Below are 15,423 nucleotides of genomic sequence, written 5' to 3'. Positions count from 1 at the left end.
CGTTCACATAATATTCATAAGTAGTGTAAGGGGAGAACTTTATGCGTATAAATTTTAAAAACTTAACTGTACAAGTACTGATTGCCATTGTGCTAGGTATTATTGTAGGTGCTACGTTTCCAGAGTTCGGAGCGAAGTTAAAAATATTAGCAGATATTTTTATTAAATTAATTAAGATGTTAATAGCTCCTATCATTTTCTTAACAGTCGTTATCGGAATTGGTAGTATGGGCGATGTAAAAAAAGTTGGTAAAATTGGCGGGAAGGCATTAATTTATTTTGAAATTGTCTCTACTTTCGCACTAGCGATCGGCTTAATCGTTGTCAATATTGTACAACCTGGTAAAGGATTTAATACAGCAGCTGCTAACGGTGCAGATGTTTCTCAATATACAGAGGCAGCAGCCGCTACAGAACATGGTATTGGTGCATTCATTATGCAAATTATACCTGATAATGTTGTAGGAGCACTCGCAAATGGAGAGTTATTACCTGTTTTATTCTCAGCTGTTTTATTTGGCGTAGCAGCTGCTGCTATTGGTGAACCAGCTAAACCGGTTATTACATTTTTCGAACGAGTAGCAGATATATTCTTTAAAATTGTTAATATGGTCATGAAGGTTTCCCCGATTGGTGCATTTGGTGCAATGAGCTACACAATCGGAAATTTTGGTCTTAAATCACTTGGAAACTTAGGATTTTTAATGTTATCCGTGTATATTACAATGTTTATCTTTATCGTCGTGATCATTGGTCTTATTTCACGTTACTTCGGGTTTAGTATTTTTAAGTTCATTAAATATATTAAAGATGAAATTTTTATCGTTATTGGGACATCATCATCAGAATCTGCACTGCCTTCGATGATGCGCAAATTAGAAAACTATGGTTGCTCAAAACAGATTGTTGGTCTTGTCATTCCAACAGGGTACTCCTTTAACCTTGATGGCACGTCCATTTACTTATCCATGGCGGCTATTTTTATAGCACAAGCTTATGGAGTTGATTTAGATGTTTGGCATCAAATTACATTGCTTGCTATTTTAATGCTAACATCTAAAGGTGCGGCTGGTGTAACAGGCTCAGGCTTTATTACGCTCGCAGCAACATTAGCAGCATTCCCAATGATTCCAGTGGAAGGGATTGCACTTTTAATCGGGGTCGACCGCTTTATGTCTGAGGCTCGCGCCGTGACAAACTTAATTGGTAATGGTGTAGCAACTGTTGTCGTGTCAAAAATGGAAAAAGAATTCGATTCAGAACAAGAAAAACGTGCCCTTGCAGGAGAAGTCACAACTCAATAATAAAAACAAAGGCTGTCCGAACGTGAAAATCTCACATGATCGGTCAGCCTTTTTTATTGTTAAACTTTTTTTATCTAAAAAAAAACTTACGCATTTTATCATTCATTTATGATCCCTCTCTCTAACTGTCTATCAAAATTTTTGTTGAAGGTGAAACCTGGAGTTAAGCTTCCCCGTATAATAAGTAGATTGGAGGCTTTTTTATGACTACATTTACCCTTACCTATCCAAAAGCTTTCGAAAGCTTTGCAAATATACCTATTGTGAATGAACAAAATGAGACGGTTTGTTTGCTACAAAAGGTTGAACGTTCATCCGTTGGAAAAGTAATCAACGCTGTAATGTTAGTTGCTGCACAGCAGACATTGCCACATCGCTATGAAGCTCGTACTACTTTAGGAGCACCGCTTTTTCAAGTGCAATTTACACCATTAACAAAGGGTGTTAGCCATCAGCTTATTATGCCAGATGGATCCATTTTACCGATACAACGGAAGACGGTTCAATTACTTGAATCCTCCTACTCCTTTACAATGGATGGACTCGCTTTTCGCTTTGAAAAGGATTTTACTTCAACCGCCTATTTATATTGTAATGATGAAAAAATCGCAAGTGCTAGTACTATAGAAACTGAGCTTTTGCGTATTGGGATATCTTTTAAACTTTTTAACTCTGACGATACGCTCTTTGTTGCTTTGCTAGCAACTCTGTATCAGGCTTTATTCTCAATGAGTAATAAGTAGGCTCCTCACCAAAACGGTGATTCGTTACCATTCCAATTGGACACTTTCCTAGGGGTTTCAGTCGCAAATTCCTAGGAGTCGACCAGCCTCGCACCATTTTATATACATAAAAATTCGGTTTAAATAGATATGAACGATAAAACTCCTATTGCTAGGAGTTTTTTTGATGGTAGTAATTATATTAAATATCTTCTATGCATTTACAACTACTTGTCGTTGATTTCTCATAAAAGCCAGTTTATGGCTTCCACTACTGCTAGAATCATTCAATATATTCCGGGACACGAAATAAATTCGCTTTGTTTTGACCTTTTTATGCCATCCCTCAAAAAGAGGAGTACACTAAAGAAGTAGAAATACTATACTTTCGGAGGCATTTACAATGAATACAAAAGCAGCAGATATCAAAAATTTAATGACGCTAGATCTACTTATTCAAATCCTAGAGGAACGCGGTATTATGACAGATAGAGAATTAAAAGAACGTCTCACTAATAACGTTAAACTTTCCTCTATGGATGCAGATTTAAAAGAGAAAGTCATTGAAGAAATAAAACATTAATGGAATGGATGGCATATCAAAAAGGGCCGCTTCTTAAGCAATAAAAATACTGTAAGCGGTCCTTTTTTAAATATGCACTTTTAGTTCCTTCACATGTACCGCAGTCCCTGTTATCGTAATATTCAGTTTCCCCTCATTGTTTTTTACATGTACATGCACACGCCCATCCTTCCCAAGTTCCTGACCCTGTTCTACAATAAGTGTTTTTGGCAATTGAGCTTTCTGATCGATATAATTTGCATAATATGCTCCCATTACACCAGAAGCAGTGCCTGTAGTTATATCTTCAATTGTTCCAGAATAAGGTGATGAAAAGTGCCTTGCGTGCATATTTGCATTCTTATCAAATGCCTCTAAGCAAAAAGGATGCAAGGATGCTTTTGGCATTTCTTCAAGGATAGTTGGAAAATCTGCAGATTGCGGCGTCATTCTTTCAAAGTATGTTAAATTTTTAATTGGTATTAGCAATGTCCAAATTCCTGTACTTCCATAGACTATCGGTAATTCAGGATGTATCGCTTCCTCTGTTAGTCCAATTGATTGTACAAGTTTAGATTTTGAACCATTAAAGGCTTCAAACTGAGGTGTTGCATGTTGCATAGTAATATAAATTTGTCCTGCTTGTTGCTCTTTTATCTCAATTGGAAGAATTCCTGCTTTCGTCTCAATAGTTAGTTTTGACTTATCTTCTAGTAAACCTTGTGTTTTTAATGCATATATCGTAGCCATCGTTGCATGCCCACATAAATTTACCTCATGCTCTGGTGTAAAATAACGTATATGTAAATCTGCTTTATCCGATTTTAGCGCAAAGGCTGTTTCGTTAAAGCCTACTTGCTTAGCAATAGCCTGCATTTCCATTTCACTATACTGATTTCCCTCAATGACGACACCTGCTGGATTCCCCATATTAGGGATCGCACTAAACGCATCATAATGATCTACGGTAACCGTTTTCATATACTTTTCCTCCTTTATTTAAGCTTAGCTACGCACAAACTACTGTTTACTACCAAGCCTTTCAAACGGCCACAATACAAAGCCTGCAGTTCCTAAAATTTTATCTTGCGAAACGAATCCGATATCCAAATTCCGACTATCTATGCTTTGTCGACGATTATCCCCAAGTACGAAAAAATGACCCTCTGGTACAGTCATTTCCCCTAATTGTTCCTCTAGAGTGAAATCATATGTAAAATCACCTTTATCAAGTAATCCTTCTTTATATTCTGTTAAATAGGGCTCATCAAAAGCCTCCCCGTTTATAAATAAAACGTCATCTTTGTAGGCTACACGATCTCCTGGTAAACCGATAATTCTTTTAATATAATGCTTATCTTGCTTTGTTTCAAAGACAATAACATCGAAGCGGTCATAATCGGTAATTCGTGGTCCCACTTTATTAACAATAACTTTATCTCCAGTTTCAAAAGTCGGCTCCATTGAGGCACCTTTTACAACTACAGGCGATAGAATAAAATAACGTACACTCATTGTAAAAATGATTGCCATTCCAATCACTTTAAACCATGACCAAAATTCATTCTTAGTTTGTTTTTGTGTCACACTTTACACTCCAATCCTTTTTCCTTCAAATCCAATCCGATTACATTATTAATGGAGACGAATTCCATTCAGAAAAGTTCCATAATTCTAAAAATCATTGAATTCTAAAATGCCTATTATTTTTTTGATTCAAGAAAACGTAATTTGCCATTTACAAACGAAGGGCTTACCTATGAAACAGCTCATTGGGAAGCATTAAATAATGATTCTCATACGACAATTTATATATCCGATATCGATGCAAATCAAGAAGATGCTTGGTATTTCTATTTAAAAGATGAAAAAGAGTTAGATGTCCTATACAAAGAGATTTTTCAAAAGATTGAAACGTTATAAATTTTTTTGTATTTGCCACTCGAAAACCAGCGTATTCGAAAATTCTCGAATACGCTTTTAATTTTGGAAAAACAACAATCAAGTTAAACAGAGTCAAATAAAAAAGCAATATGTACTTTTTATTGTACATATTGCTAAAGATCCCTATCGAATCGTTTTTAATGCTGTTGCCCAAGGAACAAGCTGATCTAACATTTGATTTACTGAATCTGCTTGCACATCCTTCGGTTTAAAGACCGAGCCGTTTTCGAAGTCAGTAAATAAGGATAGAGCAGGATGCACGCGAACATCTGCTACTAATAATTCACCAAGAATTCCACGTAAATGTTCAGCCGCTCTTGCACCACCGACAGAACCATAAGAAACAATACCTGCGGCCTTATTATTCCATTCCACGCGTAAGTAGTCTAATGCATTTTTTAGTGCACCGGTAATGGAATGATTATATTCCCCAACGATAAAAACAAACCCATCACATGCAGCAACACTTTGCGACCACTCAGCTACTCCAGAAGTATCTCCTCCTGGCTCACCTAGCAATGGTAATTTAAAGTTAGCGATATCAATTATTTCATATTCCGCATCACGACGCTTTTCTGCTACTGCCTTTACCCATTCACCAACTTGTGGGCTTAAACGCCCTTCACGAGTACTCCCTAAAATAACCCCAATTTTCAACATATGACTCCTCCTTCATTCATCCCTTAAATTGTGACCGAATCATTCACTTACATTAAAAACGGTTCTCTTAGCCATGTTGTACAGGAATCCATTTCTTTATTCAATATACATATAGTTAATTAAACCATTTTTACTTTGAATTAAATTATCTTTAATCCAAGATAAAAATATCATATATTTATAAAAAATACCAATTATTTCATTTAAATTAAATTATTTTAATTTAGTAGGTCTTTCTAATGCTGCAAGTTCATCCTCAATTGAAGCATATTGTCTTTCTACAACATATTTGGTATCCGATATAGCTGCATTATAAATATGCGGAGCAATATTTTCCTTTATTAAAATCAAATACTCTTTCTGCTTCAAATTCAGAAATATCCTCATCTCGATTATTGTAGAAAAATCGTTGAATATCAGCTATTATTGTTTCTTGTTGTTCTTTTGTTAATCGAATAAACAATCCAAAACGCTCCTCTCATTGCAATGAATACTCACCTATCATAACACTCTAAAATTAATCCATGCATAAAAAGACTGAATTTTATTTTATAGTGATGAAAACAAAATACGCAAAAAAATTTGGTGAATGTTATGGCACTTCCAGTGAGGGTGATTTCCGTTCCAGGCTACTCGCACAACAAAGCGCCCAGCCGGAACGGAAATCAGCCCCTAGTTTTGTAGAAGATCATACTTTATTTAATAGGACACCTAAATTTCTTTAACACAATAGTTTTTCAACAACACAAAAAGGCTGAATTATATTACATACTATAATTCAGCCTTTTTAATATTACTGGTTACATTTAAATGAATAGTTTGTTGATAGAAACTTCTTTTCTTTTGAGACGATGGCTTCGCCGCCATCTTTTTCACATTGCTCGGTCATCGCATCAATTTTTTTGGCATTCATCGTATTTGTCATAACTGTCATGCCTACCCCAAACACAGCAATTAGCAAACCAATCATGATCCATAACTTGCCGCCTTTATTGCCAGCAGGTCTTTCATTCGCCACAGATATTCCCCTCTCTTACACGAATAAAAACGGTTCTGTATGAATAGTAGATTGTACAAATTCAACAGAATATTTTTTATCCTCACACATTCTTGTCATCTTTTTAGCTACTCCGGCAATCATCACCTTCTCCACATGATGACCTGGATCTACGATTTGCAGACCAATTGCTTGAGCGTCCTGGGCAGTATGGAAATACATATCACCTGTTAAAAATACATCTGCCCCTGCACGTTTCGCAGAATAGATATATTTATTACCGTCGCCTCCGACAAGCGCAACTTTTTTCACTTTCGACTGTAAATCGCCAACAACTCGGACAGCAGGTACGTCTAACTGCTTCTTGACAAATTGTGTGAATTCGTGAAGAGTCATTTCCTGTGGTAAAAAACCAACTCGCCCTAAGCCCATTACATTTGTTTGCTGGTCTAGACGAATGAGATCATAGGCAGGTTCTTCATATGGATGTGCATTTAACATTGCCTTTAACACACGATTTTTTACGGATTCCGGAAATACTACTTCTATCTTTACTTCTTCTTCAACATGTAATTCACCGATAGCACCTACATGTGGATTTGCACCTTCTAGTGGACGGAAGCGCCCTTCCCCCATTGTAGTATAACTACACGCTTCATAATCGCCAATACGACCTGCTCCTGCCTTTGCTAATGCCTCGCGTAAATCAGTGGCATTTGCAGTCGGTATAAAAACAGCCAGCTTCAACATATTTTCCGCATATGTTTCTTCGAGAATAAAACGGTTTTCAAGCTGGAGAGCATCTGCTAGTAAATCGTTAACACCATCTTCAGCCACATCTAGATTCGTATGTGCTGCATAAACAGCAATATCATTTTTAATAAGCTTTTCATATAAACGCCCAGCTGGATTGTCAGTACGAATATTCGAAAGTCGTCTAAAAATCGGTGGATGATGTGCAATGATTAGTTCGCATCCTTGAGCAATAGCCTCATCGGCTACTTCTTCATTTACATCTAACGTGACTAATACTTTTCTTACAGGTTTGTTTAAAGTGCCAATCGCAAGACCAATAGGGTCATTTTCCATACAGGCTAGCTTTTTAGGCGACCATGATTCAAACAATTGAATAATTTCCTGACCGTTTACTGTCTTCATCTCACAGAACCCCTTCCACTAAATTGAGTAGAGCCACTAACTCTGCACGTTTTTCTTCAATTTCAGGTGTTTGATCTGCCCCTTCAATAGACTGTAATACACGCTGCCAATTTTCTTTTTCACGAGCCCATTTTTTTATAAATGCTGGTGATTTTCGTTGCATTAATCTCGGACCAAATATAATTTCCGGTTCCGTTAACGTCATTGTACTTCTTTGCAATACAAGAATTTCATAAATTTTTTCGTCTTCCTCTAAAATCTCTTCGTCCTGGATTGCCCAATTATGTGCTAATGCCCATTCACGAATCACTTTAGCATGAATATTTGGCTGCAAAATAAGCCTTGTTACCCCATTTAATTTTTCAGGATGCTTCTCTAAAATGGAGACAATCAAAGGACCGCCCATTCCAGCAATAGTAACAGTATCAACATGGTCCGTTTCTTCCACTGCCGCTAAACCACTCGCAAGTCGTACTGTAATTTTTTCTGTTAAGCCTTCTTTTTGCACTTGTCCTACTGCTGATTCAAATGGCCCTTTCACAACTTCTCCTGCAACTGCATAAGAAGCAATACCTTTATGAATTAAGTAGCATGGTAAATATGCATGATCGCTCCCAATATCAGCTACAACTGCGCCTGAGGGAACAAAGCTTGCTACTGTTTCTAATCGTTTTGATAATTTTTGTGCATTCATTTTTTTACCGCCTGTCTTCAATAGTGTCCATTCTTAGTATGTATGATGTCGAGAAAAAAAACAAATGGAGTTGCCTCAAAAATTTTGAGCAACTCCATTTTACTGAAGATAAATAAATTGTAGCTGCACCAATTACGATTAAACGCTTTCGGTGCAGCTACTTTTATCAATTATGCCTCGGCAGAATTGCGTCCGGAATTGGCTTTGTGCTTAGGCCTGCACGATGCAGGTCAGTTAGCCGTTATCGCATGGATGCGATGAATTTAGGCTAACATCCCCTAAGCACTCCTTTCCGATTCCGTGACATCTGCCAGAGGCTTTAACTTCTGAAAGAAGTTAAACTATTTTAGAGTTGAAATGTACTTAGCGATTTCTTTTGCTTCCGCTTCAGTTTTCATTCCAGGTGTCATTGGTGTGCCTTCGATACCGTTAGTTAAAACGTCTACGATATGAGCCTCATCTAATCCATGTAAGTTTGGACCTACAGAACCAGTTAAGTCAGCAGCGTGACAGCCAATACAAGATTGTACTAAAGCTGAACCGTCATCAGTAGCTTCTGTCTTTTCGCCACCGCCCTCTTTTTCAGTAGCAATTTCTTTTTTGTTATCTGCACCTGTTAAAGACATGAAGAAAATAAGACCAACACCAAATGCAAGAATTAAGATGTAAGGAACGACTGGATTGTTTTTCATATGTTTCCCCTCCTCATTGTAAATCTACTTCTATTATAATATAGAATCAGTCAACATCTAATATTGTACTTCATTAACCATGAAACGAAAAGACCATTCGCTAAGTTTTCCTTTGTTTGTAACAAATTCGACATTTCTGTATCTATTGGATAAAATATGTCTTGAAATCGCCAATATTTGGACTATCTATTATCTTTTTAGCAATCAATTATGCCTTTCCAAAATCGGCTTGAAGAAGTTTATCTAAGATTCATTACACGTTGTTATCTTTCCTCTATTTACGCATTCATATACCAAGAAAATTAAAATATCTTATTGATATTTGCTAATAGAATACGCCATAGTAATAAGTTCTATTATCATGGCTCTCATCACCATAACGTATGATTGATTTCCGTTCCGGCTGGGCGCTTTGTTGTTGCTGTCGCTTTGCTTTCACACAGATAAAACATTTGTTGCTGTCGCTTTGCTTTCGCACAGATAAAACATTTGTTGCTGTCGCTACGCTTTCGCACAGATAAAACATTTGTTGCTGTCGCTTCGCTTTCGCACAGATAAAACATTTGTTGCTGTCGCTTTGCTTTCGCACAGATAAAACATTTGTTGCTGTCGCTACGCTTTCGCACAGATAAAACATTTGCTGACGCTTCGCTTTCGCACAGAGCAAAGCTTCCTGGGGGCGTCCGATGAGCCGCTTCACTCGCACTGCTCGCTGCAGGGTCTCGGGCCAACAGATGTCTTTTGCGCGAAAGCGTGAGTGCAACGTAGCGGCTGCAGCAGGATGTTGGTCACGGAGGCGTTATACAGGATGTGATGTTTTTAGCCTCCGTTCCTCTATTGCTGATCCCCGAGGAGTCGCCCAGCCTCCACTCCAATCAACTTATATAAAAATCAGCCACAACTTCCGGTAATTAACCATTAATATTCTATACCTACTGATATCAGTTACTCAGACTATTGTTTTTAGTCTTCAGTAATTTACATGGATAAATTTCGAGATTACATATTATACCAAAAGAATCTGTAAGCTATATAAAAGCATACAGATCCTTGTCATTTGTTGGCGAACTAATTTACAAAATGGGTTCTTATAATAAGTTTATGATATAATAGCTGATCAGTGCTAGTAACCCTAGGACACCTGAGACCGTGAAATAAAGTAGCTTCATTTTTAAACCTGACCAAAGCCAAACTCCACAGTTCGCTGCAATCAAGCAAAACAATGCGGTATTATTTCCGTTAAAATATGTAGTGTAAATTCGAATAGACATACTGAACAATAAAACAGCGGCTAGCAAATGGAAAACAGGCGCTAATAAATCATTTTTTCGTGCCATTCGAAATGCCGTCAGAAATAATACTATAGCAGCTATTCCAACGACTATCGTTAAAATGATCATGAAAGATGGTATTGTAAAATAAAAAGTTAGCAGAGTAATCATCGCAATACATATACCTGCAATTACAAGTAGCAGCTTTCTCTTTTCAGAAGGCAAAATAGCTTGTTTATGATGTACTGGTTCTAACTCCTCTAAATTTTCCCCCTCTGCATAAAGAGCGGCTAAAAAGTCACAGTAATGTTCTGGTAATAGCTTATTTTGCTTCCAAAACAAAATCTCATTCAAGATTATTTTTTTTCGAGGATTTGTCATAATTTTTGCTCCAAACATTGCTTTATATGGTTGTTATTCCAATTTTATCTCAAAACATTGCCGAACACATCTATATAAAGTAGCAAAAATATTTAGTTTGTCACATTCTAGTACATGATATAAACATTTTCGAAACAATATTTTCTTTTGATAGACTTTGTTTATACGAGTATTTTTCTGATTCAATAGTAGCACAAAAAGGGCTATCTAATTAGTCATCACTAATTAGATAGCCCTAGTCTGTATACCTTATTCTAAGAAATCTTTTAAACGTTTGCTACGAGAAGGGTGGCGTAGCTTTCTAAGTGCCTTAGCCTCAATTTGGCGAATACGTTCACGTGTTACACCAAATACTTTTCCTACCTCTTCTAACGTACGTGTGCGACCATCATCTAGACCGAAACGTAAGCGAAGTACATTTTCTTCACGGTCAGTTAATGTATCTAACACATCCTCTAATTGCTCTTTTAACAATTCATAAGCTGCATGGTCAGATGGAGATTGGGCTTCAGAATCCTCAATAAAGTCTCCTAAATGTGAATCATCTTCTTCTCCAATTGGTGTTTCAAGAGATACTGGTTCTTGCGCAATTTTTAAAATTTCACGTACTTTTTCAGGTGTTAAATCCATTTCTTCCCCAATTTCTTCTGGAGATGGTTCGCGACCTAAGTCTTGTAGTAATTGGCGTTGTACTCGAATTAATTTATTAATTGTTTCGACCATATGCACTGGAATACGAATTGTACGTGCTTGGTCCGCAATAGCACGTGTAATTGCTTGACGGATCCACCATGTTGCATAAGTAGAGAATTTAAAGCCTTTACGGTAGTCAAACTTCTCAACAGCCTTGATAAGCCCCATATTCCCCTCTTGAATTAAATCAAGGAATAGCATTCCACGGCCAACATATCGTTTTGCAATCGATACAACAAGACGTAAGTTTGCTTCCGCTAGACGTTTACGTGCTTCTTCATCACCTTGCTCAATACGCTCAGCTAGAGCGATTTCTTGCTCGGCAGAAAGTAAATCAACTCGACCAATTTCTTTTAAATACATACGTACAGGGTCATTTATTTTAACACCCGGTGGTACACTCAAATCATTTAAATCGAAAGTCTCTTCGTTTGCTTCTTCTTTCATTAAGCTTTCTTCTTCAAACTCTTCTTTTCCAATGATTTGAATGTCTTTTGCCTTTTCAAGATCCTCAGCAAAGTGGAAAATCTCTTCGTTCTCCAATTCATAAGGCGCAAGTTTCTCTGAAATTTCTTTCATTGAAATTTCACCTTCTGTTTTTGCTTTTTCTTGTAGTAGCTTTTTTGCTTCATCTAATGTAATTTCTACTTCTACCTCTTTTGAACGTTCTGACTTGTCCGCCATAAACCTTCCTCCTTCTAAACAACCGAATCGGGTTAAATCGCCGATAACGATTTTCTTAAATGAATAATCTGTTGGGCGATTTCAAGTGCACGCGCATACTCGTGCATCTTCTCCGCTTCCTTTGACTCATGCATCTTTTGTTGAATTTCTTGCTCAATTCTATATTTTTGCAGCTGACGTATTGAGTCTGTGACCTCTGCCTCTGCATGGTCGGGATCCCGTTCCGTTAAAGCCGCTTCCATTACTATCTTGCGTAATTCAGAGTCATCTAATATTTCAACAAAACGCTGATAATCAGGATGACCAAATTCCTCATAAAATCCTACTAAGCGAACAAAAACAGCCAAATAGGCATCTCGTACAAACGGTTCTTTTTGCTCACTACGTAATACCCTGTCCACTACATCTATATTATGAAGCATATGAGCCAGTAATAAACGTTCTGCACGTTCTGCTGCGTCCATAGGCTTATGTTGCTGAGTGACCGGCATCGAAGGCGCCTGAACTGGCATTTCTACTTTTGTAGAACGCACCTGATTTGCCTCTAGCTTTCGGAATTGAGCATAAATCGCTTCATCCGAGATATTTGTCTCATTCGATAGCTGTCTTATATACAAATCTCGTTCGACTGGTGACGATCTACCTACCAGTTGCTCAAGAACTTCTTGAATATATTGAAGCGTATCATTTTCAAACTGAAAGTTCTTATTTCGTCTAGCATGCATCATCATAAAAGCAATATACGCATGAGGGTTTTCCAAAATTTGTTCTTTAAATGCCTGTCCGCCTAAACTACGAATGTATTCATCGGGATCTAGCTTATCTGGTAACACCGCAATATTAACTTTCATACGTTCCACTTGAAGTAACTGTGCCGCTCTTTTTGCCGCATCAAAACCTGCATTATCACCGTCATAGCAAACCGTAACCTGCTCTACTAAGCGTTTTAGCTTTGTGATATGCTGATTCGTAAGCGAAGTACCCATTGTTGCTACAGCATTCGTTACACCAACAGAAGTTGCTGCTAAAACATCCATAAACCCTTCCATCAATACTACTTGACGATTTTTTCTAATGGAGGTTCGTGCTTTATCTAGGTTATATAGCACTTCACTCTTTTGAAAAATCGGTGATTCTGGACTATTTAAATATTTTGCCTCTTCACCAGTCGATGTAAGAATTCGTCCTGAGAATGCTATAATCTTACCGTTCTCATCACGGATGGGAAACATAATACGCCCTCTAAAACGATCAAAATAGCGTTCTTCCCCTTCACGCTTAATCACTAAACCACTTTCCGCGATTTCTTGTAAGTTATAACCTTTTCTTTCAAGCAATATCGTTAATGCATCAAAGCTCGGAAGAGACCATCCAATGCTATTAGATTCTATAAGTTCCCTTGTAAATCCTCTTTCTAGCAAATAATTTAAAGGTTCTTCACCATCTTCCGTATTTAACAGTAAATGATGAAAAAAATCTGCTGCAAAAGCGTGTGCTTCTTTCATCCTTTCTTCTGCTTTAGATACCTTTTTCGTTACTTCTGGTAAACTTGGCCCAACATCTAAATGTATGCCAATACGTTCACCAAGTTTCACTACAGCGTCAGGAAAAGAAATACCTTCTATATCCATGACAAAAGTAACAGCATTACCACCCGCACCACAACCGAAGCAATGAAAAATTTGTTTGTCTGATGACACAGAAAAAGATGGCGTTTGTTCTCCATGAAATGGACAGAGTCCAAACCAATTGCGCCCACGCTTTGTAAGCTGCATGTATTCGCTAATGACATCAATAATATCCGATTGTGTGCGAATCTGTTCAATCACTTCTTCAGGAATCTTCCCTGCCAAATCCATCACCATCTTTAAATTACGTTCTAAAACACAATTCGCTATCCGATTTAAAAATCCTTTATTTCTCGACAAAAAAATAGGATTTTTCTCTTAATAAATATTTTTACCACAATTTTATTATTATAAAACATAAATTAGTTTTTATCTATACTATTTTCAAACCCGACTCAAAAAAACCGCCTCTTATAACCGAGGTGGTTTATCATCATTCGTTTCTTATTTACAGTTTAAAATATGCTCAATAATAACGTTTGCTGTTTCTTCAACAGCTTTGTTTGTCACATCAATAACTTTACAACCAATTTTAGAGACAATTTTTTCAAAATGCTGGATTTCATCTAATATTCGATTATGCTGCGCATAGATAGCATCATCATTCAATCCTAGAGACATCAATCTCTCTTTTCGAATGAAGTTTAATTTATCAGGAGAAATAATTAAACCAAAACATTTTTTCGGATCAATTTTTAAAAGTTCTTCAGGTGGCTCCACTTCTGGTACTAAGGGTACGTTCGCCACCTTATAGCGTTTATGTGCTAAATATTGTGATAGCGGTGTTTTAGAGGTACGGGAAACACCAACTAGCACGATATCAGCCTGTAAAAGACCACGTGGATCTCTACCATCATCATATTTTACTGCAAATTCAATAGCCTCTATTTTTTTAAAATAATCATCATCTAGCTGGTGAACAATTCCTGGAGCCTCTAATGGGAATTCTTCCACAAAGGTTGCCATTGTTTTTAAAGCAGGCCCTAAAATATCGACGGCATATACATTTTCTTGCTCACACAGTTCACATAATAACGATCGCATCTCCTGTCGAACAAGTGTATATACAATAAATGCCTTCTGTTTCGCTGCGAGGCATACAATTTTACGAATGAGCTCCTCTGATTGTATATGAGGAAAACGACGAATTATCGTGTTTTCCAAACCAGGTCGGAACTGACTAATAACCGCTTTCGCTACTTGGTCACCAGTTTCACCGACTGAATCAGATACAACAAAAACCCGTAGTCTTTTCATACTGCTCTCCTTCAACTATTTAGTCATTTTGTGCAAGTGATAAGAAAGCTCGTGTAATCGTCGTTTTTGTTAGTCGTCCAACGATCGTCAATCCACCTTCTTGTGGCTCAACTACTGGTAGCGAATCAACTTCTCGATCAATTAGTTTATTCGCTGCGACGACTAAAGAATCTGATCTTTCACAGTACGATATATTTGGCATGCGTGTCATAATTATATGTACAGGAATTTTGTTTAAATCCTGCGTGCCAATACTTGTACGTAGTAAATCCTTACGAGAAAGTACCCCTGTCAAAAATTCATTCTTATCTACGACAAATAGTGTACCAACATCCTCAGAAAACATGAAGCAAATCGCATCATAAACAGTCATTGTTTCTGGTACAACAACAGGTCCTGAATGAAAATCTTTCACCTTTAAATTGTTAATACTATCCGTCAATGTAACGGATGTTTTTTTACCTGAATAGAAATAGCCAACACGAGGTCTAGCATCTAAAAAGCCCGCCATTGTGAGTATTGCTAAATCTGGTCTTAAAGTTGCTCTTGTCAGATTGAGACGTTCTGCAATATGTTCGCCTGTGATAGGGCCGTTTTCTTTCACAATTTGTAAAATGTCTTCCTGACGTTTATTGAGTTCGATTGGACTCACCGCCTCAAATCTAATAGTGTTATACTTATGCTCAATTATTATATACTATTTTAATAATTATTGCGAAGAAAAGAACTACATGCTACAATATTGACACATACGCTTGCTCTCGATGTATTTTCGA

The 15,423-nt window shown here is 37.2% G+C and carries 17 protein-coding genes and 1 pseudogene; 4 read left to right on the top strand and 14 right to left on the bottom strand.

Going from position 1 to position 15,423, the window contains the following annotated elements:
- The first annotated feature begins 41 nt into the window (after positions 1-41).
- The 3 genes from ACQKN4_RS10370 to ACQKN4_RS10360 all read left to right on the top strand — a co-directional run bounded on the left by ACQKN4_RS10370 (position 42) and on the right by ACQKN4_RS10360 (position 2,609).
- Positions 42-1,304, top strand: coding sequence for a dicarboxylate/amino acid:cation symporter (locus ACQKN4_RS10370; protein ID WP_427483602.1), 1,263 nt, complete (start codon positions 42-44; stop codon positions 1,302-1,304).
- Between the two features lie 203 nt (positions 1,305-1,507).
- The gene (locus ACQKN4_RS10365) at positions 1,508-2,047 is read left to right on the top strand and encodes a tubby C-terminal domain-like protein (RefSeq protein WP_079563848.1); all 540 of its coding nucleotides are present in this window, start codon (positions 1,508-1,510) and stop codon (positions 2,045-2,047) included.
- A 382-nt stretch (positions 2,048-2,429) separates the two neighbouring features.
- Positions 2,430-2,609: a hypothetical protein gene (locus tag ACQKN4_RS10360; protein WP_079563850.1), complete on the top strand. Its 180-nt coding sequence runs from the start codon at positions 2,430-2,432 to the stop codon at positions 2,607-2,609.
- Between the two features lie 66 nt (positions 2,610-2,675).
- On the opposite strand, the gene ACQKN4_RS10355 is transcribed toward ACQKN4_RS10360, so the two are convergent.
- On the bottom strand, positions 2,676-3,569 hold the full coding sequence (locus ACQKN4_RS10355; RefSeq protein ID WP_427483601.1) for a PhzF family phenazine biosynthesis isomerase: 894 nt from the start codon (positions 3,567-3,569) through the stop codon (positions 2,676-2,678).
- Between the two features lie 39 nt (positions 3,570-3,608).
- Entirely contained in the window at positions 3,609-4,175 is a 567-nt protein-coding gene (gene lepB, locus ACQKN4_RS10350) for a signal peptidase I (RefSeq protein WP_079563855.1), read from the bottom strand.
- A gap of 144 nt (positions 4,176-4,319) precedes the next feature.
- Between lepB and ACQKN4_RS10345 the strand changes: the two genes are divergently transcribed.
- Entirely contained in the window at positions 4,320-4,511 is a 192-nt protein-coding gene (locus ACQKN4_RS10345; protein ID WP_427483600.1) for a hypothetical protein, read from the top strand.
- A gap of 144 nt (positions 4,512-4,655) precedes the next feature.
- Here ACQKN4_RS10345 and ACQKN4_RS10340 read toward each other — a convergent pair whose 3' ends face one another.
- The 12 genes and pseudogenes from ACQKN4_RS10340 to ACQKN4_RS10285 form a co-directional block, all read right to left on the bottom strand.
- Positions 4,656-5,192 (bottom strand): NADPH-dependent FMN reductase, encoded by a 537-nt coding sequence (locus ACQKN4_RS10340; protein WP_079563857.1) that lies wholly within the window; start codon positions 5,190-5,192, stop codon positions 4,656-4,658.
- 213 nt (positions 5,193-5,405) lie between these two features.
- Positions 5,406-5,655: pseudogene (locus tag ACQKN4_RS10335) on the bottom strand (DUF2164 domain-containing protein).
- Between the two features lie 330 nt (positions 5,656-5,985).
- A complete protein-coding gene (locus ACQKN4_RS10330; RefSeq protein WP_079563862.1) occupies positions 5,986-6,210 on the bottom strand; it encodes a hypothetical protein in 225 nt (74 codons plus the stop codon).
- A gap of 15 nt (positions 6,211-6,225) precedes the next feature.
- Complete coding sequence (locus tag ACQKN4_RS10325; RefSeq protein ID WP_079563864.1) at positions 6,226-7,347, bottom strand: Nif3-like dinuclear metal center hexameric protein; 1,122 nt, start codon at positions 7,345-7,347, stop codon at positions 6,226-6,228.
- A gap of 1 nt (position 7,348) precedes the next feature.
- Positions 7,349-8,041, bottom strand: a complete 693-nt coding sequence (locus ACQKN4_RS10320; protein ID WP_427483599.1) for a tRNA (adenine(22)-N(1))-methyltransferase — start codon at positions 8,039-8,041, stop codon at positions 7,349-7,351.
- Between the two features lie 341 nt (positions 8,042-8,382).
- The gene (locus ACQKN4_RS10315; protein ID WP_079563868.1) at positions 8,383-8,733 is read right to left on the bottom strand and encodes a c-type cytochrome; all 351 of its coding nucleotides are present in this window, start codon (positions 8,731-8,733) and stop codon (positions 8,383-8,385) included.
- A 325-nt stretch (positions 8,734-9,058) separates the two neighbouring features.
- Entirely contained in the window at positions 9,059-9,370 is a 312-nt protein-coding gene (locus ACQKN4_RS10310) for a hypothetical protein (RefSeq protein WP_427483598.1), read from the bottom strand.
- Positions 9,371-9,821: 451 nt separating this feature from the next.
- The gene (locus ACQKN4_RS10305; protein ID WP_079563870.1) at positions 9,822-10,385 is read right to left on the bottom strand and encodes a hypothetical protein; all 564 of its coding nucleotides are present in this window, start codon (positions 10,383-10,385) and stop codon (positions 9,822-9,824) included.
- A gap of 249 nt (positions 10,386-10,634) precedes the next feature.
- Positions 10,635-11,762: an RNA polymerase sigma factor RpoD gene (rpoD, locus tag ACQKN4_RS10300; protein WP_079563872.1), complete on the bottom strand. Its 1,128-nt coding sequence runs from the start codon at positions 11,760-11,762 to the stop codon at positions 10,635-10,637.
- 32 nt (positions 11,763-11,794) lie between these two features.
- Positions 11,795-13,627 carry a DNA primase gene (gene dnaG / locus ACQKN4_RS10295; protein ID WP_427483597.1) on the bottom strand — a complete coding sequence of 611 codons (1,833 nt, stop codon included), beginning with the start codon at positions 13,625-13,627 and terminating at the stop codon, positions 11,795-11,797.
- 207 nt (positions 13,628-13,834) lie between these two features.
- Positions 13,835-14,647, bottom strand: a complete 813-nt coding sequence (locus ACQKN4_RS10290) for a pyruvate, water dikinase regulatory protein (RefSeq protein WP_079563874.1) — start codon at positions 14,645-14,647, stop codon at positions 13,835-13,837.
- Between the two features lie 19 nt (positions 14,648-14,666).
- Positions 14,667-15,299, bottom strand: a complete 633-nt coding sequence (locus tag ACQKN4_RS10285; protein ID WP_079563877.1) for a helix-turn-helix transcriptional regulator — start codon at positions 15,297-15,299, stop codon at positions 14,667-14,669.
- Positions 15,300-15,423 lie beyond the last annotated feature (124 nt).

It is taken from the genome of Lysinibacillus sp. NPDC093692, assembly GCF_050280125.1.
Classification (GTDB): domain Bacteria; phylum Bacillota; class Bacilli; order Bacillales_A; family Planococcaceae; genus Lysinibacillus.
This window is presented reverse-complemented; position numbering and strand designations above follow the sequence as displayed.